We start from the raw sequence: 21,452 nt of genomic DNA, 5'->3' as shown, positions 1-21,452 counted from the left end.
AGTGACCGCCATGCGATTGACCATAGTAACTCCAGCCGGCCCGGATTCGAAAGCAGGTAATCGGGCCACCGCACTGCGTTGGCAGAGTCTGCTGGAAGCAGCCAGTCATCAGGTGGAAGTGGTGACAGAATACCAGGGCCAGGAAACGGACTGCCTGATTGCCCTGCACGCCTGGCGAAGTGCTGACGCGGTTAAGCGGTACCGGGAAACATGGCCCGAGAAACCTGTGATCGTGGTACTTACCGGCACAGACATATACCGCTTTCAGCACGAGTTTCCGGACATCACATGGGCCTCCATGGACGCCGCTGATCTGTTGATCGGGCTGCATGATCTGGTGGCCGAGGATATTCCCGAACGCTACCACGACAAATTGCTGTGCCTGCGGCAATCCGCGCCCAAGCCTTCAGTCGCCGGCAGCGCCCGCGCAGAGCGAGACCAGTTCCACGTTTGCGTTATTGGCCATCTCCGTGATGAAAAGGATTCTTTGCGTGCAGCCTGGGCCTGCTACCACCTGCCGGAGGATTCCCGCATCGTGGTTTCCTGCGCCGGCAAGGCCCACAACGAGGAGTGGCGAGTAAAGGCGCTGGAAGAGAGCCGGTCCAATCCCCGGTTTCATTATCTGGGTGAGCTGGACACGCCAAAACTGGAACACCTGATGGCCGTAAGCAATCTTATGGTGATCAGTTCCGTTATGGAGGGTGGGGCGAATGTCGTGTCGGAAGCCTGCCGGGCGGGTTTGCCGATTCTGGCGTCTGACATTCCCGGCAACCGTGGTTTGCTGGGCGATGACTATCCTGGTTATTTTCCGGTCAAAGACGATGAGGCTCTGGCGAGGCTGATGTTGCGTGCGGAAACCGACGCGGAATTTCTTGCGGAATTGCGGGCGAAGGTAACCGCTCTTGCGTCTACGTTTACCCCGGAGCGCGAGCTGGAAAGCCTGGAACTGGCCCTGGTCAGATGCAAAAAAGGGTAGGCCGACGGGCCTACCCTTTATTTCAAGGCATTGGGTTGCGAGACAGGTTTCAGAGTACCTTTTTCGCTTCGGCAGACAACTCGCTGAACCCTTTCAGGCTCTTGAATGCTTCCAGTTTCTGCTTGTCCGCATCGCTGGGGTTGGCAATCTGCTCGATGGAGGTAATGCCAGCCTCTTTCATTTTCTTTGCGGTTGCCGGGCCAATGCCCTTCACGCGGGTAAGGTCAGACTTGTCTGCCGGCTTGGCCGCTTTCTTCGGAGCTGCGGCCTTGGGCTTGGCAGTGCTCGTTTTCTTGGCGGCCGGCTTGGCCGGAGCCGCTTTCTTGGTACCACTGGCCTTCGAGGTTGATTCGCCGGACTTGGACACTGACTTGCCAGTTTCCTTTGAAGCGATACCCAGGCGCTCCAGCAATGCCGACTGCAGTTCGTGGAATTCATTCATGCGGCGCTCAAATTCGTCGTTAAAGCGCTTCATTTCACGATCACGCAGCTCATCCATGTCTTTCAGGAGCTTGCGTACCGGCTCCTGAACCTGGTTTTGCAGGTTGTCGAACTGCTTGAGGGCGTCGTTAATCAGCCCTTCAATCTGGGAGGATGTTTTCTCGAACTCTTTGTTTACTTTCTTGACGATCTTATCAACGCTTGGCTTGGCTTTCTTTGCCATGGAGTGTCTCCTTACGGAAGGGAAGTGCGGGTGAAGTGAACGGGCATCAGGCCATTTGTCGCATACCGGAAGCGGGACTCGACCCACGCCGGGATTTCAGGCTCTGTTTCTTGAGAACAACTTCTCTTATCCGCCGCAGTTTGTCAGAGAGCGGCGATTCGTCTCGAGCATTTAGCTCAACAAAATCAAGTGAGTAGAAGAAGTTGCTACAGTGTTTTCTCTTTTCGGTAACCAGGCCGGTCAAGCCTTCGGCACGGATTTCTTCAAACGGCATATCCATAACAAGGTCGAGAACCACGGTATCCCCGGGTTCAAACAGCTTGTCCGTTTTCATCACGCAGCCGTAACTGTCGAGTTCATAAAGTCGCGCTTCCACGGTTTCCTTGCGAAAAATGCCGTGTCGGATTCGGAAACGCGCGACCAGGTCGGGTAGTTCTTCGTTCATGGAACGCTTGCTCTGCTATTGAGGTCGGCCAGATATATGCTGAACATTAATTAAACAATAGACGGGCCAGAAACTTTTGGCAATGCCGTCAGCTATCTACCGCAGCCCGTTCATGGAAATAATCAGGATTTGGCCCCCTGTGCGGGGCCAAATCTGCCCATTACCGGGTTTTCAGCTCGTAAAGGTCAACACGTCGATCTTTCAGGTTGGTGACAGAACCTTCGTTTCTGACCAGTTTGAGCTTTTCCAGATCCATGTCTGAAAACATGATCATTTCAGTGTTCGGTGTGGTTTCTGCCATCACTGCATCATGTGGGAATGCGAAATCCGACGGCGAGAATACCGAAGACTGGGCGTACTGAACATCCAGGTTTTCCACTTTCGGCAGGTTGCCCACGCTACCGGTAATCACCACGTAGCACTCGTTTTCTATGGCCCGGGCCTGGGCACAATGGCGCACGCGCAAATAGCCGTTTTTGGTATCGGTCCAGAAGGGGACACAGATGATGTCCACATCCTGACTGGCGGCGATACGGCCCAGTTCCGGAAACTCAATGTCGTAGCAGATCATGATGGCGACACGGCCGGCATCGGTATCGAAGACCTGGAATTTATCACCACCCTCAATAACCCAGTCGCGACGTTCGTGAGGGGTAATGTGGACCTTGCGCTGCTCGTCTACACGACCGTCACGGTGGCACAGGTATGAGACGTTGTAGACCCGGTCATCTTCAATCAGCGGCATGGAGCCGGTGATAATGTTGATGTTGTAACTGACGGCCATTTCCGACATTTCGTTGCGGAACTGTTCGGTAAAGCCGGCGAGGAACCGAATGGCACGAGTCTGATCCATCTGGTCGGTCAGCCCCATCAGCGGCGCGTTGAAAAATTCCGGGAACAGGGCAAAGTCGCTTTTATAATCCGACAGTGCGTCCACGAAGTACTCAACCTGCTTGAGCACTTCCTCCACCGAGGTGAATTCCCGCATCTGCCACTGCACCGCCCCCATGCGCACCTGGGTTTTTTTGACGTTGAGTACCGATGAGGGAGGCGTATAGAGAATGTTTCTCCACTCCAGCAACGTCGCATATCCGAGGGATTTCTGGTCTTCCGGCAGGTATTTGTGCATCAACCGGGTAACCTGGAAATCGTTGGAAAGCTGGAACGTCAGGATCGGGTCGTAGATTTCCTTGCGATCAACGCGCTGAATGTATTCTTCCGGAGTGTATTGCTCGGCGTACTTGAAGTAGCTGGGAATCCGCCCGCCGGCGAGGATGGCCCGCAGGTTCATGGAACGACAGAGCTCTTTTCGTGCTTCATACAAGCGACGCCCCAGTCGATAGCCCCGGTATTCGGGGTCTATAAACACATCCAGGCCGTAAAGCGAATCGCCGTTGGGGTTGTGCCAGATTTTCTCGTTACGCAGAATCAGGTCGTCGTAGGCGTGAGGGTTGCTGAATCTTTCGTATTTCACGCATACCGTGAGCGCCACCGCCACCAACTGGCCGTTGTCTTCGATACAGATCTGGCCATCCGGAAACTGTTCTACCAGAGCCTTGATGGTTTCTTTTGGCCACGCGCCACCGATATCGTCGTAAACCCGATCCATTAGCTCTTGCAGCTGGGCGTAGTCGTCCAGTGTCAGGTTACGCAGATTCAGGTGCAATTCTTCGTGAGCCATTAACAAACTCTCCATCAATTAGCTTTGGCAGTAATGCGGTGCTGTTTCGAGCATTCTAGCAGACAGGCTGCTTTAGCTCTCGCCCTCAAACGAGCCGTTCATTCGGCTTACCGCATCACAGGAATTAAAGACTTTTCATTTTCGGCCGAAACAAACAGTAACAGCGCAGAGCAACCGTGATCATTATCATGGCCCACCTTCTTCAGGAGGAGTTCCCATCGTGCAGCTATCTTTTGGCCAGAAACTGCTTGTCGCAGTAGGCGTTCTTATCGTTGTGATCATGTCTGTATTTACATTTGCAGCGGATCAGCGCCTTCAAAACACTACCGAAACTTACGTGACGGCAATGCTTGATGATGCCGTCAAGCAGAGTACGGCGAGCATCGCGGATTGGCTCAACACGCGACTGGATATGACAGAAGCTGCCGCGTCATCTCTGCGGGACATTCGCACCGATAACATGGCTCGCAATCTGCTGGATGGCATCACCCGGGGCAGCGGCGCAAAGGATGTCTATGTTGGCACAACGGATGGCCGCATGATGATGCGTACTGTTGAAACAGAGCAGGCTCTACCGGCCGGCTTTGATCCCCGTCAGCGCCTCTGGTATCAACAAGCGATGAATGAGGGCAGGGCATCGTTTACGGAAACTTACCAGGATGCCCAAACCGGCGAGACCGTGCTCTCCGCTATTGCCCCGGTTTCCTCAGGCACCTTTCAAGGGGTGGCCGGAATGGATATCACCCTGAACGCCATTCAGGATCTGCTTTCAACGATTACCTTAGGCGATTCCGGTTACGCAGTCCTGATCACCCGGCAAGGCACCATTCTTTTCCACCCGGACAACTCGCTGATCGGTAAAAACGTTGATGATCTGCTTGGTTTCGCACCGTCACTGGACGGTGTTCCGGCGCAGTTCAGCCGCGAGGACACAACCTGGAGCGTAGCCTTTTTCCCAATCTCCGATGCCCGCAGCGTCGACTGGTACATGGGCTCTGTTGTGAACTGGGACAAGATTCACGAGCCTGTTGTTGCCGCTCGTGCTACGGGTATAACGATCGCTATAGTTGGCCTGTTGATCGCGTTGGTTATTCTCCATTTCGGCATCAGAGCTCTGATGGCACCTGTGCGTCGTCTGAACCAGGCGATGTCGGATATTGCCTCAGGCGATGCAGACCTCACCCAGCGGCTGGATGACTCGGCTTCCGATGAATTTGGCAAGCTCGCGGCAAGTTTCAATACCTTCGTCGCCAACATCCAGCAGGTTGTTAAAGAGGTAAAAGAAGGCAGCGATGAGCTTGAGGAAAACGTGAAGTCGCTCCGGCAGACGTCCAGCGACAGTCGCTCCAGTGTTGAAAACCAGCAGCATGAGATCGACATGATCGCGACGGCAATTAACGAAATGTCCGCGGCGGCGGGTGAGATTGCCCAGAATGCCCAGCAAACTGCGGAAGCCGCAGAGAATGCAGACCAGGAAAGCCGGGGTTCCCTGGAAACCGTCACCGCCTCGCGGGATGCAGTGCAGAAACTGGTGGGTGAAATAAATGCCGCCGCCGAGGTTATCGACACCCTTGGCAAGGATGTTTCGTCGATTACAACTGTACTGGAGGTGATCCAGGGTATTGCAGAGCAGACCAACCTGCTGGCACTGAACGCGGCTATCGAAGCGGCGCGGGCAGGGGATGCGGGACGCGGATTTGCGGTGGTGGCCGATGAGGTTCGGAATCTCGCTCAGCGTACCCAGTCTTCCACCGAAGAAATCAATAACATGATCGAACGGCTGCAGAAAGGCGCCAACGATGCGGTAGACGTAATGAAAGCCTCTACGGCGGTATCCAACGTGAGTATGGAAAAAGCGCAGGATGCGATGGAGTCTCTGAACCGGATTGTGGAGGCGATTACCGCCATCAGTCAGATGACCTCACAGATCGCCACGGCCTCCGAGGAGCAGACATCGGTGACCGAAGAGTTGAATGCGTCCATCACCCGCATTGCTGACCAGGGCCAGGAAGCGGCCAAGGCGGCCAGCGAGAACGATGTTTACAGTGGCCACATCGAGACTATCGGCGGTGTGCTGAATGACAAGGTAACCCGTTTCCGGGTGTAATTCGTGGCGGCCAGGGATGGCCCGCTAGTCTCCGACACTCAGTAGCTCAACGCGGCGCTCCAGGTTTTCCAGGGTTCGACGCCCGACATATCTGGATTCTTCACTAAGATACGGATTCTCCAACGTGATTACTGTGCGCCGATCAAGGCCCAGTGATGATACCGCTCTGCCAAACCAGTTTTTCAGATACACCGCGAAGCTGCCGTCCAGGATCGCTCGCTCCAGACCCAGTTGCAGGCGTTGCGCGGTTTCGTGATCGTCCGGGGCCACAAAAAGGTAGGATGGCATGGCGTAGGCCAGCAGGATGTTTGGCTCGATTACCAGGTCGTCGGCTTTGTTATGTTCGAGGTCGAACAGCACTTCGCTCACACCGCGGGCGTAACAGTCGAAGCGTTTATTGCGAAGCATACCAAAGAGTATTTCATAGCGGGTGTGGGTGATCACGGTAACGCCGTTAGCTTCGAGAATCGGGGTGTCTGGCCAGTGTGCCCCCTGGCCAATACGGATATCTCGCTGGCGCAGGTCGTCCAGGCTGGATACCCCCTCAAACAGACTGAGCTGTTCCGGCAACACCAGGCATACCCTGAATCCGAGCAGTCCGCCGTCCACAGGTACCGGAATGGCGTTCAGAAATGTTTCCCGCTCTTCTGACGTCGCCACGTTCGCAATATCCAGAATCCGACTCCGAGGGTTAGCCAATTCCCGAAGGGCGCGCCCCTGGCTTATTTCTTCGCTGCGGATAATCTGGAACTCACCGTACTCCGAGGTTTTGCGCAATGCGAGTTCAACCAGATTGTGAATGGCCGGGTTATCGTAGTTGCGGTACCAGAGTATGTAGTCTCGTGTGGGAGCCGATTTGGATTCGGACGCAGCCGTTGGCTGAACGTGAATGCACGCCGCAAGCGCCAGAACTGGCCAGAGGCGCGTTATCATTTTATTGAATGTGTACAACTGCGTGCCCTTTCCCTGTTATCCGGCTGCAAGCAACGGTAACGTTACAGACATTGGCTACAGCTTAGATCAGAAAGCGTTATTCGAAACGTACAGGTTTCAAAAAAACTGTAAAAGATTCTTGAAGTAGCCGTATCTGACTGTAAAGATCGCCTTTTCTGTACTTCGGGATATGACTTTATGGCTCTTATTGATTCTCTGATTGGCTCCGCCGGCCAATGGGTAAGCTCCAGTGACCCCAAGGCAACTCTGCTGCAACCGTTGGAATGGCTCAAGAAGACCGGCAGTTATGCCGCGGTTAACCGCATTATTGGTATGGCGATACCATTCGCGCCCCGTAATCACTTCAGCGTTGAGGAGCTTCGCCCGGGCTACGTCAAAGCCCGCGTGCGCCTCAAGGGCAATAAAAACCACTTTGGTAGCCTGTATGCTGGCGCCTATTTCCTGGTGGCGGAGATTCCCGGTGGGGTGTTGACCCTCTTCGACCTTGGCCCTGCCTATACGCCAATTCTGAAGGAAATGACTCTGGAGTTTCTGCAGCCGGCCAATTCAGATGTGACCGTGGAATTTGAATTACCACCAGAGGCGGTGGCTGCCATCCTTGCCGATGCAGACGCCACCGGTAGGGCTAAATTTACTCTGGAAGGCATTCTGAGAGATGAAGAAGGCAACCACGTTGCCACCTCCATCGCCCATTACCGGGTGCGCAAGAAGGGGTTCAAGCCTCAGGATTGATAGAGCGTAGCGCCTGCAGGAAAACATCGCCATACTTTTCCAGCTTGGCGGCGCCCACGCCGCTGACCTCGGCCAGCTCCTCCAGCGTGGAAGGGCGGCGTTCAAGCATGTCGAACAGGGTTGTGTCGTGGAAGATCACGTAGGGCGGCACGCCCTGCTTGTCCGCCAGCTCTTTGCGGCAGGCCCGCAACGCATCCCACCCGGCGTGGTCGGTAATCTGGTCCCGCACGTTCTGGCCGCTCCGGCGGCTCGTTGATGACTTACCACCAATGGTGTTGCGGGCAACCGGGTCTTTCCGGAGTTCAATCGCCTGTGCGCCCTTGAGCAGGGGGCGGCAGCGCTCGGTTAGCTGAAGCGCGCCATAGCCCTCAGGGTCTGCCCGCAGGTAGCCGTTCGCCACCAGTTGCCGGAATACCGACTTCCATTCGTTCGCTGACAGTTCCTGACCGATGCCATAGGTGGTGATCGCCTGGTGGCCGGATTGCAGGATTCGTTCATTCTCTGACCCGCGAAGTACATCAATGACGTAGTTAACGCCAAAACGCTGGCCGGTGCGGTACACGCAGGAGAGGGCCTTCTGCACCGCCACCGTGCCATCCCAGGTTTCCGGAGGGTTCAGGCAGGTATCGCAGTTTCCGCAGGGAGTCTCCAGATTGTCTCCGAAATAATGCAACAACACTTGTCGCCGGCACTGGGTCACTTCGCACAGCCCAAGCATGGCATCCAGTTTCTGTCGCTCAACCCGCTTGAACTGATCGTTACCCTGAGAGGCCTCCAGCATCTGCCGGAGTTTGATGACATCCTGCAGGCCATACACCATCCACGCGGTGGACGGCTTGCCATCCCGGCCCGCCCGGCCCGTTTCCTGGTAATAGGCTTCCAGGCTTTTGGGGAGGTCCATATGGGCGACAAAACGCACATCAGGTTTATCGATGCCCATGCCAAAGGCAATGGTTGCCACCACAATAACGCCCTCTTCCCTGAGAAAGCGCTCCTGATTGCGGGCGCGGTCTTCGGCGCTAAGCCCGGCATGGTAGGGCAGTGCGGTATAGCCCTTGCTGCTCAGTAATCGGGCGGTGGCATCGACCTTGTTTCGGGACAAGCAATAGACAATACCGCAATCACCTTCATGCTCTGCTTTAATAAAATCCAACAACTGTTTGTTTGCGTTGGTCTTTGGTGTAATCCGATACTGAATGTTCGGGCGATCAAAGCCACTGATGAAATGCCGGGCCTTTGTCAGCGACAGCCGTTCAGCAATCTCTTTTCGCGTGCGCTCATCAGCGGTCGCTGTCAGTGCGATACGGGGGATGCCGGGAAATTCCTGGGCCAGCATGCTCAGTTGAAGGTAGTCGGACCGGAAATCGTGCCCCCACTGGGAGACGCAGTGAGCCTCGTCTATGGCAAACAACGACAGGGAGGCGTTATGCAGCAGCTCAATGGTTCGCGGCTGAATCAGCCGTTCCGGCGCGCAATAGAGCAGGTCCAGCTCGCCGGTCGCCAGGGCGTATTCGGTGGCACGGGCCTGTTCGAAATCCATGGTGGAATTCAGGAACGCCGCTCTCACTCCAAGCTCGCGTAGCGCCGCCACCTGATCCTGCATAAGCGCGATCAGCGGTGAGATCACAATGGCGGTGCCGGGCCGGACCAGAGCGGGCACCTGGTAACATAGGGATTTACCGCCCCCGGTGGGCATCAATACAAGGGCATCACCGCCGTTGACCACTTCCCGGACAATATCCCCCTGCAGGGGCCGAAAACTCTCGTAACCAAAGACCTCGTGCAGAACCTGCTCCGGATTTCGGCCCGCAGCGGTGGGTGGTTCAGTGGCGAGTTGGTCGAAGTCCTGGTCCATGTACATTCAGTGGTCGGCCCGTGGCGGAGTGATTAAGCAGCGCGATTCTACCAGATCCTTCCGGATGTTTGGTCAACTGGCCATTCGGGTGGAGGCAAACCGGCAAGAGAAAGGATACAATAGCGCCCCTTTCGTACACTGTGATCAACGCTGCGAACAACAACAGGGCTTGCATGCAGGAATTTGACGCAATCCGTCCCTATTCGGATGAAGAAACCGCGCCAACCATCCAGAGGTTGGTTAACGACCGGGAATTCCTGGATATGGTTGGGCGGTTCAAGTCGCCAACCGTTGCAAAATGGGCGCCGGGCGTTCTGAGGATGTTTATTCGCCGCTGGCTGATCGGCCATTTCGGGCATTACACCCGGGTAGATGATATGCAGGCCGGGGTTTCGAAATACGTCGGAGAACTGGTGGAAAATACCACCACCCGCGTTACCCACAGTGGCCTGGAAAACCTCAGCAAGAACAGCGCCCATCTGTTTATTTCCAATCACCGGGACATTGTTTTTGACCCGATGGTGGTCAACTACCTGCTGTTCCAGAACGGCTTCCACACAACCCGGATTGCCATTGGCGACAACCTGCTCTCCAATCGGGTGTTTGCGGAAATGATGCGGTTGAACAAGAGTTTTGTGGTGCGCCGTAACATGACCAGCCCAAGGGAAATGCGTGATGCCTACCTCACGCTTTCCGGCTTCATCAATCACAGCATTGATACCAATCACAGCATCTGGATTGCTCAGCGCGAAGGCCGCGCGAAAGACGGCATTGACGCTACCGACCCGGCGATCATCAAGATGTTCTACATGAGCCGGAAAAAATCGGGGCTGGCGTTCGATGAAGCCATGAACCGCCTTCACATCGTGCCGGTATCCATTGCCTACGAATACGACCCCTGCGATGCCGACAAGGCCAAAGAACTGGAAGTACGGGGCCGGACCGGCGCCTATCAGAAGACGGAAGGCGAAGACACAGACCAGATCGTTAAAGGGCTGACGGGCTTTAAAGGCCACGTTCATGTCCATTTCGGGGCCCCGATTGCCGATTCACCGGACAACCCGAAAGCACTGGCCGCACGCATTGACCATGAAATGCACGCCAATTACCACCTGCACGCCTCCAATCTGGTGGCGTACCAGATGCGGGGAGTTCATCCGGATGCCCATGAGACTCCGGGGAGTGTGAGTGAGAGCGTGGTAACCGCCGAGACCTGGTCTCCGGCCGATATGGACGCTGCCACGGCAGAAATGGAGCGCCGGCTGGAAGCCTGTGACCCGGCGATCCGCCCTTATTTGCTGGATATGTATGCCAACCCGGTGGTCAACGCACTGGCCGCGAATAACCACGAGCAACCGCTGAACCCGACTACCGACTAAGTGTCATGCCCAGAGCATGGCCCCCATCTCCAGCGGGTGGGTTAACGCCTTGTGGTGCGGATAGATGCGCAATCGCAGCGTTTGTAATCCCGGGTAGGGTGGCTGGACCCGGGTTTTGAACAGGGTTTTACCGTCTTTCTCTCCGCTGGCTTCCAGCACAAATGCGTCTGGTCCGGGGCCAGTGTGAGTGCCGGTGCATTCAGGCTCAACCAGGCATTCCACCCGTACATCATCGGGCGCCAGACCATTCAGAGCCACCGACACTTTCAGCTCCACGGATTCATCCCAGTGACAGCGATCTGACACGCAGCCGTCCACATGGATGGACACGCCGCTCCAGGCCTCTTGCACCCGGGCTTTCCACTCTGCCAGCTCCTGCGCCAGTGCGGCATTGTTGTCTCTCAACCGCGCGCCCTGCCGGGTGGCTGGCTGATAATAGTTGCGAACATAGTCCATCACCATGCGCTGGGCGTTGAACCGGGGCGTAATGGTTTTCATGGACGCTTTCGAGCGCGTTACCCAGCCCTGCGAGTAGCCCTGAGAGGCTCGGTTGTAATAGAGCGGAATGACTTCCTGCTCCAACAGGTCCAATAGGTCTCGGGCTTCCTCGCGGTTGCGAAACTCCACATCCAGTTCGATGTCCCGCGGCGTAATCGCCCAGCCATTGGTTTCGTCATAGCCTTCACCCCACCAGCCGTCCAGCACGCTCAGATTCAGGGCACCATTAACGGCCGCTTTTTCGCCAGAGGTGCCGCTGGCTTCCTTGGGGTATTCCGGCGTGTTGAGCCAGACATCAACACCGCTCAATAACCGGCGCGCCATGGCCTGATCATAATCCTCCAACAGGATAATGTGCCCCATCAGGTTGGGCTGCATGGAGAGGTCGTGTATGACCTTGATCAGTTGTTGCCCGGGTTTGTCCTGGGGATGGGCCTTGCCGGCAAATACCAGCACAACCGGCTGCTCCGGATTGGTGAGCAGCCGTTCCAGGCGGGCCAGATCGGAGAAAATCAGCGTAGCTCGCTTATAGGTAGCAAAGCGGCGGGCGAAGCCGACCACCAGCGCGTCATTTTCCGGCGACACCAGCTTGCGGGCCATCCGCTCAGTGACCGAATGGCCCGTGCCATTGCGCTTGTGCTGGCGTTTCAGGCGCCGCACGATGAACTCGGCCATCTGCTGTTTCAGGGCCTTGTGAACGCTCCAGTAATGGTAGTCCGGGATCTTGTCGATGAACTGCCAGAATGTCGGGTTTCGCAGTTCACTTTTCCAGGTCGGCGCCTGGATATCGAACAGACTTGCCCATTCCGGCGCCAGGAACGTTGGCACGTGAACACCATTGGTAATGTAGCCAAGAGGGTTCTCGGCCGCCGGTATCTGTGGCCAGATATCGCCTTCCATCCGAGCGGCTACACCGCCGTGAATCCGGCTTACGCCGTTATGAAACCGGGAGCCCCGAAGGCCCAGACTCGTCATGTTGAAGCTTTGATCACCGTTTTTGCTACCCAGCCCGAAAACGGCATCGAAATCCAGCCCGGAGTGGTCCAGAAAAGGCGACAGGAAGTGCTCCACCAGGTCGCGGGGGAAGATATCGTGGCCCGCCGGCACCGGAGTATGGGTGGTAAACAAGGTGCATCCGGCTACCGACTCGAGGGCGGCACCAAAAGACAGCCCTTCGGTCATGGCCATACGGCACCGTTCCAGTATCTGGAAGGCTGCGTGGCCCTCGTTGATATGCCACACCGTAGGCTGAACACCCAGTGCGGCCAGAACCCGGGTGCCTCCAATGCCCAGCAGCATTTCCTGGCTGATGCGGGTAGCGGAGTCGCCGCCATAAAGCTGTAAGGTAAGTTCCCGGTCTTCATCTGTATTTTCCGCGGTGTTGGTGTCCAGCAGGTACAGGGAAATATGCCCGACCCTGGCCAGCCAGACCCGTGCATGCACTTCGCGCCCCGGGAAGGGCACAGAGACGGTCAGTGCCTTGTCATCTACCTCTACCGGCGTGATTGGCAGCTCATCGCTGGAGTGGCACTGATAACGGGCAATCTGGTGCCCCTGGGCATCAATGGTCTGAATGAAATAACCCTGCTGATACAGTAGCCCGACGGCGACAAAGGGCAACCCCAGGTCACTGGCCGCCTTGCAATGGTCACCAGCCAGTATGCCAAGGCCCCCGGAGTAGATCGGGAAACTCTCGTGAAACCCGAACTCGGCGCAAAAGTAGGCCACAAGGCTATCTTCAGGGTTCAGTGCCTCCAGCACTTCGGTGCCGGGTTCGGATTCAAGATAAGCGTCGTAAGCGGATAATACTCGACGGTATTCGGCGAGAAAGGCGCGGTCTTCCGATGCCTGATCGAGCCGGGCCTGGGCCACCCGTCGCAGGAACAGTTTCGGGTTGTGCTCCACTTTTTGCCAGAGACGGAGATCAATCCGCGCGAACAGACTGCGCACGCCATGATCCCAGCTGTAGAACAGGTCATTGGCCAGCGCATCAAGTCGCTCCAGTGCTTCTGGTAGTCTGGGGCGGGCTTCCAGCCGGAATTCAGTTGCGGTGTGCATGGTGATGACCTCCTTGGGCCAGGGGCACCGTGTCAGTCTTCATATATCCGGTCGTTGACGGTAATGAGGTTCCGGTACAGGGCCGCGTATTCGCCGGCCCGGTTCTTCCAGGAATAGTCGCCTTTCATGCCGTTTTCCTGCAGTTTGCGCCAGGTTTTCCGGTCCTCCCGCGCTGCCAGCGCACGGGTAATGGCGGCATGTAATGCATCTGGCGTCGCCTCACGAAACACAAAGCCATTGGCTTGTTCCGTTGTTTCCTCATTGGGGTCAAACACCGTATCGTTAAGGCCGCCGACGCCGTGCACCACAGGTACGGTGCCGTATCTCAGGCTGTACATCTGGTTCAGTCCGCAGGGTTCAAACCGGGAAGGCATCAGGAAAATATCGGCCCCGGCGGTTATCCGGTGCGCCAGGCCTTCGTTGTAACCGAGGGTGAGTGAACATTGCCCGGGCCATTCACGAACCATGGTTTTCAGGCTTTCCTGGTAGTGGTGTTCGCCGGAGCCGAGCAGGGCAAACTGACATCCTCGTTCCAGCAACGGCTTGATGACCCCAAGCAGCCAGTCCAGCCCTTTCTGTTCCACCAGGCGCCCGACGAACCCCAGCAATGGAGCCCCGCAAACCTCCAGCCCGAGTTCCTGCTGCAGCCTTGCCTGGCATTGTGATTTGTTGGCGGGATAGTCCGCGCCATAGTGGAACTCCAGGTGTGGATCCGCTTCCGGGTTCCATTGGCGGGTATCAATTCCATTGAGAATGCCGTGAAGCCGGGATGACTTGTGGCGCAGCAAACCGTCCAGACCGTTACCGAACCAGGGTGTCTGAATTTCATCTGCGTAGCTGGGGCTGACGGTGGTGATGGCATCGCTGAATACCAGTCCGCCTTTGATAAAGGACAGTTGGCCGTGAAACTCCAGGAACTCGTATCGCCAAAGTGAGTCCGGCAGGCCCAGGGCGCGAGAGGTTTCGTGGGAAAACAGCCCCTGGTAAGCGAGATTGTGGATGGTGAACACAGTTTTCGGGGCGTCCTGACTATCTGCCAGAAACACCGGGATCAGTGCGGATTGCCAGTCGTTACAGTGCACGATGTCCGGCCGCCAGGCCAGGCCCAGTTGCCCGAGCGCCAACATGGCACCGATTCGTCCGAACAGGTGAAACCGGTGAGCGTTGTCCCACCAGTCCTCGCCTTCTTCGTCCTGATAGGGGCTGTCGCCAGCACGGTCGAACAGGGCTGGGCAATCCACCAGCCAGAGGGTAACGGCGGTGCCCGGCAATCGGGTTTGCCACAGGGATACATCGTACTGGCCGTAGCGAAATCGGGTTTTACGGCGGGACCCGGACTCGCGCGCAGCCTTCAGCGCTGCAGGGTAGCCGGGGAGCAGGATCTGACAGTCGTAGCCCAGGCGGCAAAGAGCTTCAGGAAGGCTTGCCGAAACATCCGCAAGACCTCCGGTTTTGACCAGAGGAAAGACTTCGCTCGTGGCAAACAGTACCCGGGTCATGTCGCTGGCCTCAGCATAACTAGGCCCAGGGGCGGTACCGTAAGCTCCACGGAACACGGGCGGGCCATCCAGGGTGTGGGCTCAGCTTGCAAGAGTAGAGGATTGCCGAGGTTACTGCCGCCATACCAGGTGGAGTCTGAATTAAAAATTTCCTGCCAGTTACCTCCTGTTGGCACGCCAATGCGATAGTGATGCCTGGGTATAGGAGTAAAGTTGGCAACAATCACCAGCGGCCCATGCTCGGGCGTTCCCGGGTTGCGCAGAAAACTGATCACAGACTGGGTGGAATCGTGGCAATCAATCCACTCGAAGCCTTCGCCGGTGAAGCTCTTGCGGTGCAGAGCCGGGTAGCGGCGATAGAGCCCATTGAGATCCTGAACAAGTTTACGCAGCCCCTGGTGCTCGGGGTATTGCAGCAGGTACCAGTCCAGTTCGCGACGTTCGCTCCACTCCTGGCGCTGGCCAAATTCACCACCCATGAACAGCAGCTTCGCACCGGGGTAGGAGAACATGTAACTGAACAATAGGCGCAGGGAGGCTCTTTGTTGCCAGTCATCCCCCGGCATTTTCTGAATCAGGCTGGATTTGCCGTGTACGACTTCGTCGTGGGAGAGCGGCAGCACGAAATTTTCCGAAAAGGCATAAAGCAAACCAAAGGTGAGCTTGTCGTGGTGATACTGGCGATACACCGGGTCCTGTTGCAGGTAGTGCAGGGTGTCGTGCATCCATCCCATGTTCCATTTCAGATTGAATCCAAGACCGCCAATCTCCGGCGGCCGCGTCACCCGGGGCCAGGACGTGGACTCTTCCGCCATCATCAGCACGCCGGGAAACCGGCTCTGGCATACCCGGTTCAGATCCTGAAGGAACCGGATCGCGTCCAGATTCTCATGGCCGCCATGTTCGTTCGGCAGCCATTCTCCCTCATTCCGGGAGTAGTTCAGGTACAGCATGGAAGCAACCGCATCCACCCGCAGCCCGTCCATGTGAAAGGTATCCAGCCAGAAAAGCGCACTGCCTATGAGAAAGTTCCGGACTTCGTGGCGACCGTAGTTATAGATGAGTGTGCCCCAATCCTGGTGACGCCCGCGGCGGGGATCTTCATGTTCATAGAGTGCCGTGCCATCAAATTCGGCGAGGGCGAAGTCGTCATCGGGGAAATGCCCCGGCACCCAATCGAGAATCACGCCGATGTTGTTCTGATGGCACAGGTCGACCAGATATCTAAGATCATCCGGGCTGCCATAACGGCTGGTGGGGGCGTAATAGCCGGTAGTCTGGTAACCCCAGGATTCGTCCAGCGGGTGCTCGGTAATCGGGAGCAGCTCAATATGCGTAAAGCCGGTTTCCAACACGTAGGGCACCAACTGATCGGCCAGCTCCCGATAGGTCAGCCAGCGCCCGGAACCGTGATGGCGCCAGGAGCCAGGGTGTACCTCATAGACAGAAATAGGGCTCCGCTGCCAGTCGAACCGGTTTCTGCACTCAAGCCAGTCGCCGTCGCCCCAGGCGTATTGCCCCCGCTCGGTCACCACTGCGGCATTGGAAGGCCGGTGCTCAAAGGCCTGACCATAGGGATCGGTTTTGGTGATGTCGTGGCCGTTTCGGGTTGTGATGGCAAACTTGTAAAGGTCTCCCGGCTTTACTCCCCCAATGAATACCGACCAGACACCATAATCTTTGTTAACCGCCATGGGATGACGGCCGCTGTCCCAGTCGTTGAAGTCGCCGATCACACTCACGGCCTGGGCGTTGGGTGCCCAAACGGCAAAACGAGCGCCTTCGATTCCTCGCTGATTCCCGAGGTGGGCACCCAGAACATTATAGATATGCCAGTGCCTGCCTTCGGCAAACAGGTGCAGGTCGAACTCACTCAGGGCGGGGCTTTCCATAGACCACAGATTCCTGAACAAAAGTGGAAATCAGAGGTTAGACCATGAATCGTTTTTGCGTTTGTACAAAATATGACCTAAGACAATTGTACGTCATAATTCAATGATAGTGTTTTTCTGAAAGAACAAACGTCAAATTTGTGTCGGCGCGTATCCGGTTTAAACAGGGAAGCTGCTATGCAAACCGCCAAGCGTTTCGTCAGTCGCCTTACTCGTCAAACCCTGGCCCTGGTGCTGGCTGGCGGCAGGGGCTCACGACTGCACGACCTCACAAAATGGCGAGCCAAGCCCGCCGTTCCCTTCGGGGGTAAGTTCAGGATTATCGATTTCCCGTTGTCCAACTGCATCAACTCCGGCATTGGTCAGGTAGGCGTTATCACCCAGTACAAATCCCACTCATTGATCCGTCACATTCAGCGCGGCTGGGGGTTCCTGCGGGGGGAGCTGGATGAATTTGTGGAACTGTTGCCGGCCCAGCAGCGCATTGAGACCTCCTGGTACGAGGGCACAGCAGACGCCGTGCTGCAGAACCTGGACATCATTCGCAGCCACCAGCCGGAGTACGTGTTGATTCTGGCAGGTGACCATGTCTACAAAATGGATTACGGCACCATGCTGGCTGCCCATGTGGAGCAGGAGGCGGATATTACCGTGGGCTGTATTGAGGTGCCCGTCGAAGAAGCTTCGGCGTTCGGGGTGATGTCGGTGGATGAAGATTTACGCATTACCGAATTCGAGGAAAAGCCGGCCCACCCCAAGGCTATGCCGGGTAAACCGGGGACAGCGCTGGTGTCGATGGGTATTTACGTGTTCAGCACGAAAGTTCTGTTTGATGAACTGCTGCGGGATCACAAGATGGACGGTAACTCTTCCCATGATTTCGGCAAGGATATTATTCCCTCGGTGATCAAGCGCCTTCGGGTTACGGCTTTCCCGTTCCGGGATCCAGTCAACAACAAGGTGGCATACTGGCGCGATGTCGGAACCATCGATTCCCTGTGGCAGGCCAACCTGGAACTGATCGGTATCAGCCCGGAACTGAATCTGTACGATTCGGACTGGCCGATCTGGACTTACCAGGAACAGTTACCGCCGGCCAAGTTCGTGTTCGATGATGACAACCGTCGGGGCACGGCCGTCGATTCCATGGTGGCCGGCGGCTGCATCGTTTCTGGCGCTCACGTTCGACACTCGCTGTTGTTCTCCCAGGTTCGGGTGCATTCCTTCAGTGAGGTGGAGGACTCTGTAATCTTCCCGGACGTGGACATTGGACGCGATTGCCACATTCGCAAAGCGGTGATTGACCGCGGCTGCCGGATTCCGGAAGGCACCCGGGTTGGTTTTGATCGGACAGCAGATGAAAAACGCTTCCACGTGTCGTCTAAAGGTGTTGTGCTGATCACTCCCGAGATGCTCGGGCAGGATTATCCCCATGGCCTCTGACCCCCGCACGCCAGTGGTACTTTGCTGGCATATGCACCAGCCGGATTATCAGGATCACAGCAATGGGCAGTTCCTGTTCCCCTGGGTCTATCTGCACTGCATCAAGGATTATGTGGACATGGCTGCGCACCTGGAAGCCCACCCGGATGCCCGTGCGGTGGTGAACTTCGCGCCGGTGCTGCTGGAACAGATTGAGACCTATCTGTACCACATTGAGCGATGGCGCCATGGAGGGCAAACCATCGGCGATCCTCTGCTTGCGGCTCTGGTTGATCCGGCGCTGCCGGAACCTGGCTCACCGGCATTTCAGGATTTGATGGAAAAGTGCCTGAGGGCAAACGCCGAGCGGATTATCAAGCGTTTTCCCGCCTATGCCCGGTTGGCGGAAATGGCCGAACTATACCGAACCCGGCCCGACATTCAGCGCTATCTTTCTACCCAGTTTCTTGCCGATCTGCTGGTGTGGTACCACCTGGGCTGGATGGCGGAAACCGTGCGCCGCAAACATGGCGTGGTACAAAGCCTTCAGGAAAAGGCCCATCAGTACACACTGGACGATCGCAAGGCATTGCTGGACGTGATCGCAGAATTGATGGCCAGCATAGGTCCGCGCTACCGCCACCTGGCGCATACCGGCCAGGTGGAACTGGCCATGAGCCCCTGGGCCCATCCCATCGTGCCCCTGTTGCTGGATTTCAGTGCCGCCCGAGAAGCGATGCCAGACATTGCGCTTCCGGAGCACGACCACTACCCAGGGGGGAAAGAGCGGGCCATCTGGCATCTGACCGAGGGCAGGCGAGCCTTCAAGCGCTTTTTCGGCACCGAACCTGCGGGTTGCTGGGCATCTGAAGGTGGGTTGAGCCAGGCCACGCTGCTGTTGCTTGGCGAGCAAGGCTTTCGATGGACCGCTTCCGGTGATTCAGTCATCAATAACAGCATCAACAAGGCCAGGGCGAATAAAGCCTTGCCTGAAGGTGCCAGCATCCATCAGCCGTACCGGTTTACTGATGCCAATGTAACGGCTTTTTTTCGTGACGATGGGTTATCGGATCTGATTGGTTTTACCTATGCCGACTGGCACGCCAGGGACGCGGTTGGCGACCTGGTGCATCACATGGAAAACATCGCCAGAGAAGACAAGGACCCGGTGATCTCGGTGATTCTGGACGGCGAGAATGCCTGGGAGTACTACCCGGAGAACGGCTTCCATTTTCTTGACGAGCTGTACCGGGTGCTTGAGAAACACCCGAAACTGCGGCTGACCACTTATTCGACCCTTCAGGAAGAGCATTACACAGAGCCTGTGCAACTCCCGGAACTGGTGGCTGGAAGCTGGATTTATGGAACCTTTTCCACCTGGATAGGCGACTCCGACAAAAACCGGGCCTGGGACCTGCTGTGTGAGGCCAAGCAGCATTTTGACCGGGCGCTTGATAATGGCTCCCTCAACATGGATCAGAAGCAGGCGGCCACACATCAGCTCGGATTGTGTGAAGGCTCGGACTGGTTCTGGTGGTTTGGCGATTACAACCCGGCAGCGGTGGTTCGGGATTTCGAGCAGCTGTATCGCCGGCACCTGGCCAACCTTTATGAGCGTATTGGCTACCCGGCGCCGTCCAGCCTGTTCCAGCCCCTGAGCCAGGGTGGAGGGGAGCCCGCCAAGGGCGGTGCCATGCGGCCGGGGCATGAGGCTGATTCATGACTGTAGAAATGCCATCCAATCCGGTTTTGGCAAGGCGGCGTGCCGGTGTGCTGTTGCACCCGACCGCATTACCTGGCGTTTCCGGCAAGCTGGGCGCCGCTGCCCGGCAGTTTGTGGATGTTCTGGCCGAGGCAGGCATCACGGTGTGGCAGACACTGCCATTGGGGCCCTCTCATGCAGACCTTTCGCCGTACCAGTCGCTCTCGGCCCATGCCGGGAACCCCGTTCTGATCGACCTTGAGGAACTGGTGGCGCCCGGTCTTCTCGATAGCCAGGAACTTACCGCCTTTACCCGTACCGAAGCCCTGGAACATGCCAGCCAGCGATTCCATGCCGGTCGCTATCGTGAGTCAGAAGCCCTCAACGCACAGGCCTATCAGAATTTTCTGGAGCACCATCAGTGGCTGGATGATTTTGCGCTGTTCATGACAGCCAGAGAGGCGTTTCCGGGCGTGAACTGGCTGGACTGGCCGGAAGACCTGCGCGATCACAAGCCGGCCGCCCTGGAGGCCCTGAGAGAATCCCACCAAAGTACACTGGAACGGGTATGCCTGGAGCAGTACCTGTTTTTCGAACAATGGACAGCATTGCGCCATTATGCGGCCGAGCGGGGAATCTGGCTGTTTGGCGACATTCCCATTTTTGTGGCCCACGACAGCGCCGATGTCTGGGCGGCGCCCCATCTCTACAAGCTGGATAGTGAGGGCAAGCCAAGGGTGATTGCCGGAGTGCCACCGGATTATTTCTCGCCGGAGGGTCAGCACTGGGGGAACCCACTATTCGACTGGCAGCGAATGGCGGAGGACCGATACCACTGGTGGGTGCAGCGCCTGGCCAGCCAGCAGGAACGGTTCGATCTCCTTAGAATTGATCATTTCCGGGGGCTGCAGGCTTACTGGGAGATTCCGGCGGAGAATCCGCGCCCGGTCGATGGCTACTGGGTGCCGGGCCCGGCCGATGATTTTCTGGAAACCTGCTTCCGGGAGTTACCCCGTTTGCCGCTGGTTGCCGAGAACCTGGGCATCATCGGGGAAGATGTGGAAGCCCTTCGACACCGTTTCCGGTTACCGGGTATGACGGTGATGCAATTCGGTTTTGATGGCAGTGCCACCAATCCCCATCTTTTGCACAACCACAAGGAATGGGACCTGGTCTATACCGGCACCCACGACAATGACACCACACTGGGCTGGTACCAGAGCCTGGATGAGCGAACCCGGGAGCATGTTAACCGGTATCTGAGAATTAACAGCCCGGATATGCCATGGCCCGTGATACAGGCTGCGATGGGCTCGGTATCACGACTGGTGATCGTCCCGATACAGGATCTTCTGGCTCTCGGATCCGAGGCACGCTTCAACACGCCCGGCACGATCCAGGGTAACTGGAAATGGACCTTACCCGAGGATTATCGAGCGAGGATCGACCTGCCAGGGCTGAGAAATATTGTGAACCTATACGGTCGATAGCTGAGTGATCACCCTCTTGATCAGAATCAAGATGGTCAATATTTGATCAGGTGTAAAGTGGAGGAGTTGCGGTATCCACTCGGCAAGCTGACAGGAGG

General features: G+C 56.8%; 15 protein-coding genes. 7 read left to right on the top strand and 8 right to left on the bottom strand.

The window, feature by feature from the left end:
• Positions 1–10: 10 nt before the first annotated feature.
• The gene (gene senB / locus C7436_RS01920; RefSeq protein WP_121207020.1) at positions 11–976 is read left to right on the top strand and encodes a selenoneine biosynthesis selenosugar synthase SenB; all 966 of its coding nucleotides are present in this window, start codon (positions 11–13) and stop codon (positions 974–976) included.
• 49 nt (positions 977–1,025) lie between these two features.
• Here the strand turns inward: senB and C7436_RS01915 are convergent, their stop codons facing one another.
• From C7436_RS01915 to C7436_RS01905, 3 genes are all read right to left on the bottom strand, one after another.
• The gene (locus C7436_RS01915; protein ID WP_121206509.1) at positions 1,026–1,640 is read right to left on the bottom strand and encodes a helix-hairpin-helix domain-containing protein; all 615 of its coding nucleotides are present in this window, start codon (positions 1,638–1,640) and stop codon (positions 1,026–1,028) included.
• 46 nt (positions 1,641–1,686) lie between these two features.
• Positions 1,687–2,085 (bottom strand): hypothetical protein, encoded by a 399-nt coding sequence (locus C7436_RS01910; RefSeq protein WP_014421463.1) that lies wholly within the window; start codon positions 2,083–2,085, stop codon positions 1,687–1,689.
• Between the two features lie 160 nt (positions 2,086–2,245).
• Entirely contained in the window at positions 2,246–3,766 is a 1,521-nt protein-coding gene (locus tag C7436_RS01905; protein WP_121206508.1) for a bifunctional GNAT family N-acetyltransferase/carbon-nitrogen hydrolase family protein, read from the bottom strand.
• A gap of 220 nt (positions 3,767–3,986) precedes the next feature.
• On the opposite strand from C7436_RS01905, the gene C7436_RS01900 reads away from it, so the two are divergent.
• Entirely contained in the window at positions 3,987–5,873 is a 1,887-nt protein-coding gene (locus C7436_RS01900; protein WP_121206507.1) for a methyl-accepting chemotaxis protein, read from the top strand.
• 24 nt (positions 5,874–5,897) lie between these two features.
• Here C7436_RS01900 and C7436_RS01895 read toward each other — a convergent pair whose 3' ends face one another.
• Positions 5,898–6,824: a transporter substrate-binding domain-containing protein gene (locus C7436_RS01895; RefSeq protein WP_228198033.1), complete on the bottom strand. Its 927-nt coding sequence runs from the start codon at positions 6,822–6,824 to the stop codon at positions 5,898–5,900.
• A gap of 180 nt (positions 6,825–7,004) precedes the next feature.
• On the opposite strand from C7436_RS01895, the gene C7436_RS01890 reads away from it, so the two are divergent.
• Positions 7,005–7,559 (top strand): YiiD C-terminal domain-containing protein, encoded by a 555-nt coding sequence (locus tag C7436_RS01890; RefSeq protein WP_121206505.1) that lies wholly within the window; start codon positions 7,005–7,007, stop codon positions 7,557–7,559.
• On the opposite strand, the gene recQ is transcribed toward C7436_RS01890, so the two are convergent.
• A complete protein-coding gene (gene recQ / locus C7436_RS01885) occupies positions 7,543–9,420 on the bottom strand; it encodes a DNA helicase RecQ (protein ID WP_121206504.1) in 1,878 nt (625 codons plus the stop codon). The two genes, C7436_RS01890 and recQ, sit on opposite strands and share 17 nt — an antisense overlap.
• Before the next feature lie 167 nt (positions 9,421–9,587).
• Between recQ and C7436_RS01880 the strand changes: the two genes are divergently transcribed.
• Positions 9,588–10,793, top strand: coding sequence for a 1-acyl-sn-glycerol-3-phosphate acyltransferase (locus C7436_RS01880; protein ID WP_121206503.1), 1,206 nt, complete (start codon positions 9,588–9,590; stop codon positions 10,791–10,793).
• Positions 10,794–10,796: 3 nt separating this feature from the next.
• On the opposite strand, the gene glgP is transcribed toward C7436_RS01880, so the two are convergent.
• Genes glgP through glgB form a run of 3 tightly spaced genes read right to left on the bottom strand, consistent with a single transcriptional unit; the run spans position 10,797 to position 16,740 of the window.
• Complete coding sequence (gene glgP, locus C7436_RS01875; protein ID WP_121206502.1) at positions 10,797–13,349, bottom strand: alpha-glucan family phosphorylase; 2,553 nt, start codon at positions 13,347–13,349, stop codon at positions 10,797–10,799.
• Positions 13,350–13,381: 32 nt separating this feature from the next.
• Positions 13,382–14,848, bottom strand: a complete 1,467-nt coding sequence (gene glgA / locus C7436_RS01870; protein WP_121206501.1) for a glycogen synthase GlgA — start codon at positions 14,846–14,848, stop codon at positions 13,382–13,384.
• Positions 14,845–16,740, bottom strand: coding sequence for a 1,4-alpha-glucan branching protein GlgB (gene glgB / locus C7436_RS01865; RefSeq protein WP_121206500.1), 1,896 nt, complete (start codon positions 16,738–16,740; stop codon positions 14,845–14,847). Before glgB ends, glgA begins: the two co-directional genes overlap by 4 nt.
• A 177-nt stretch (positions 16,741–16,917) precedes the next feature.
• Between glgB and glgC the strand changes: the two genes are divergently transcribed.
• Genes glgC through malQ form a run of 3 tightly spaced genes read left to right on the top strand, consistent with a single transcriptional unit; the run spans position 16,918 to position 21,354 of the window.
• Positions 16,918–18,183, top strand: a complete 1,266-nt coding sequence (gene glgC, locus C7436_RS01860) for a glucose-1-phosphate adenylyltransferase (RefSeq protein WP_114434095.1) — start codon at positions 16,918–16,920, stop codon at positions 18,181–18,183.
• Positions 18,173–19,885, top strand: a complete 1,713-nt coding sequence (locus tag C7436_RS01855; protein WP_121206499.1) for a glycoside hydrolase family 57 protein — start codon at positions 18,173–18,175, stop codon at positions 19,883–19,885. Before glgC ends, C7436_RS01855 begins: the two co-directional genes overlap by 11 nt.
• The gene (gene malQ / locus C7436_RS01850; RefSeq protein ID WP_121206498.1) at positions 19,882–21,354 is read left to right on the top strand and encodes a 4-alpha-glucanotransferase; all 1,473 of its coding nucleotides are present in this window, start codon (positions 19,882–19,884) and stop codon (positions 21,352–21,354) included. The genes C7436_RS01855 and malQ overlap by 4 nt, the downstream gene beginning before the upstream one ends.
• Positions 21,355–21,452 lie beyond the last annotated feature (98 nt).

Source organism: Marinobacter nauticus (assembly GCF_003634635.1).
GTDB lineage: Bacteria > Pseudomonadota > Gammaproteobacteria > Pseudomonadales > Oleiphilaceae > Marinobacter > Marinobacter nauticus.
The sequence above is the reverse complement of the archived record's forward strand: the minus strand, read 5'-3'. Positions and strand labels throughout refer to the sequence as shown.

Excerpts from the sequence above, each read along its gene's own strand:
- C7436_RS01855 (WP_121206499.1), top strand. The coding sequence starts at position 18,173 with ATGGCCTCTGACCCCCGCACGCCAGTGGTACTTTGCTGGCATATGCAC.
- glgC (WP_114434095.1), top strand. The coding sequence starts at position 16,918 with ATGCAAACCGCCAAGCGTTTCGTCAGTCGCCTTACTCGTCAAACCCTG.
- glgP (WP_121206502.1), bottom strand. The coding sequence starts at position 13,349 with ATGCACACCGCAACTGAATTCCGGCTGGAAGCCCGCCCCAGACTACCA.
- malQ (WP_121206498.1), top strand. The coding sequence starts at position 19,882 with ATGACTGTAGAAATGCCATCCAATCCGGTTTTGGCAAGGCGGCGTGCC.
- glgB (WP_121206500.1), bottom strand. The coding sequence starts at position 16,740 with ATGGAAAGCCCCGCCCTGAGTGAGTTCGACCTGCACCTGTTTGCCGAA.
- C7436_RS01880 (WP_121206503.1), top strand. The coding sequence starts at position 9,588 with ATGCAGGAATTTGACGCAATCCGTCCCTATTCGGATGAAGAAACCGCG.
- C7436_RS01915 (WP_121206509.1), bottom strand. The coding sequence starts at position 1,640 with ATGGCAAAGAAAGCCAAGCCAAGCGTTGATAAGATCGTCAAGAAAGTA.
- C7436_RS01890 (WP_121206505.1), top strand. The coding sequence starts at position 7,005 with ATGGCTCTTATTGATTCTCTGATTGGCTCCGCCGGCCAATGGGTAAGC.
- recQ (WP_121206504.1), bottom strand. The coding sequence starts at position 9,420 with ATGTACATGGACCAGGACTTCGACCAACTCGCCACTGAACCACCCACC.
- glgA (WP_121206501.1), bottom strand. The coding sequence starts at position 14,848 with ATGACCCGGGTACTGTTTGCCACGAGCGAAGTCTTTCCTCTGGTCAAA.
- C7436_RS01905 (WP_121206508.1), bottom strand. The coding sequence starts at position 3,766 with ATGGCTCACGAAGAATTGCACCTGAATCTGCGTAACCTGACACTGGAC.
- C7436_RS01910 (WP_014421463.1), bottom strand. The coding sequence starts at position 2,085 with ATGAACGAAGAACTACCCGACCTGGTCGCGCGTTTCCGAATCCGACAC.
- senB (WP_121207020.1), top strand. The coding sequence starts at position 11 with ATGCGATTGACCATAGTAACTCCAGCCGGCCCGGATTCGAAAGCAGGT.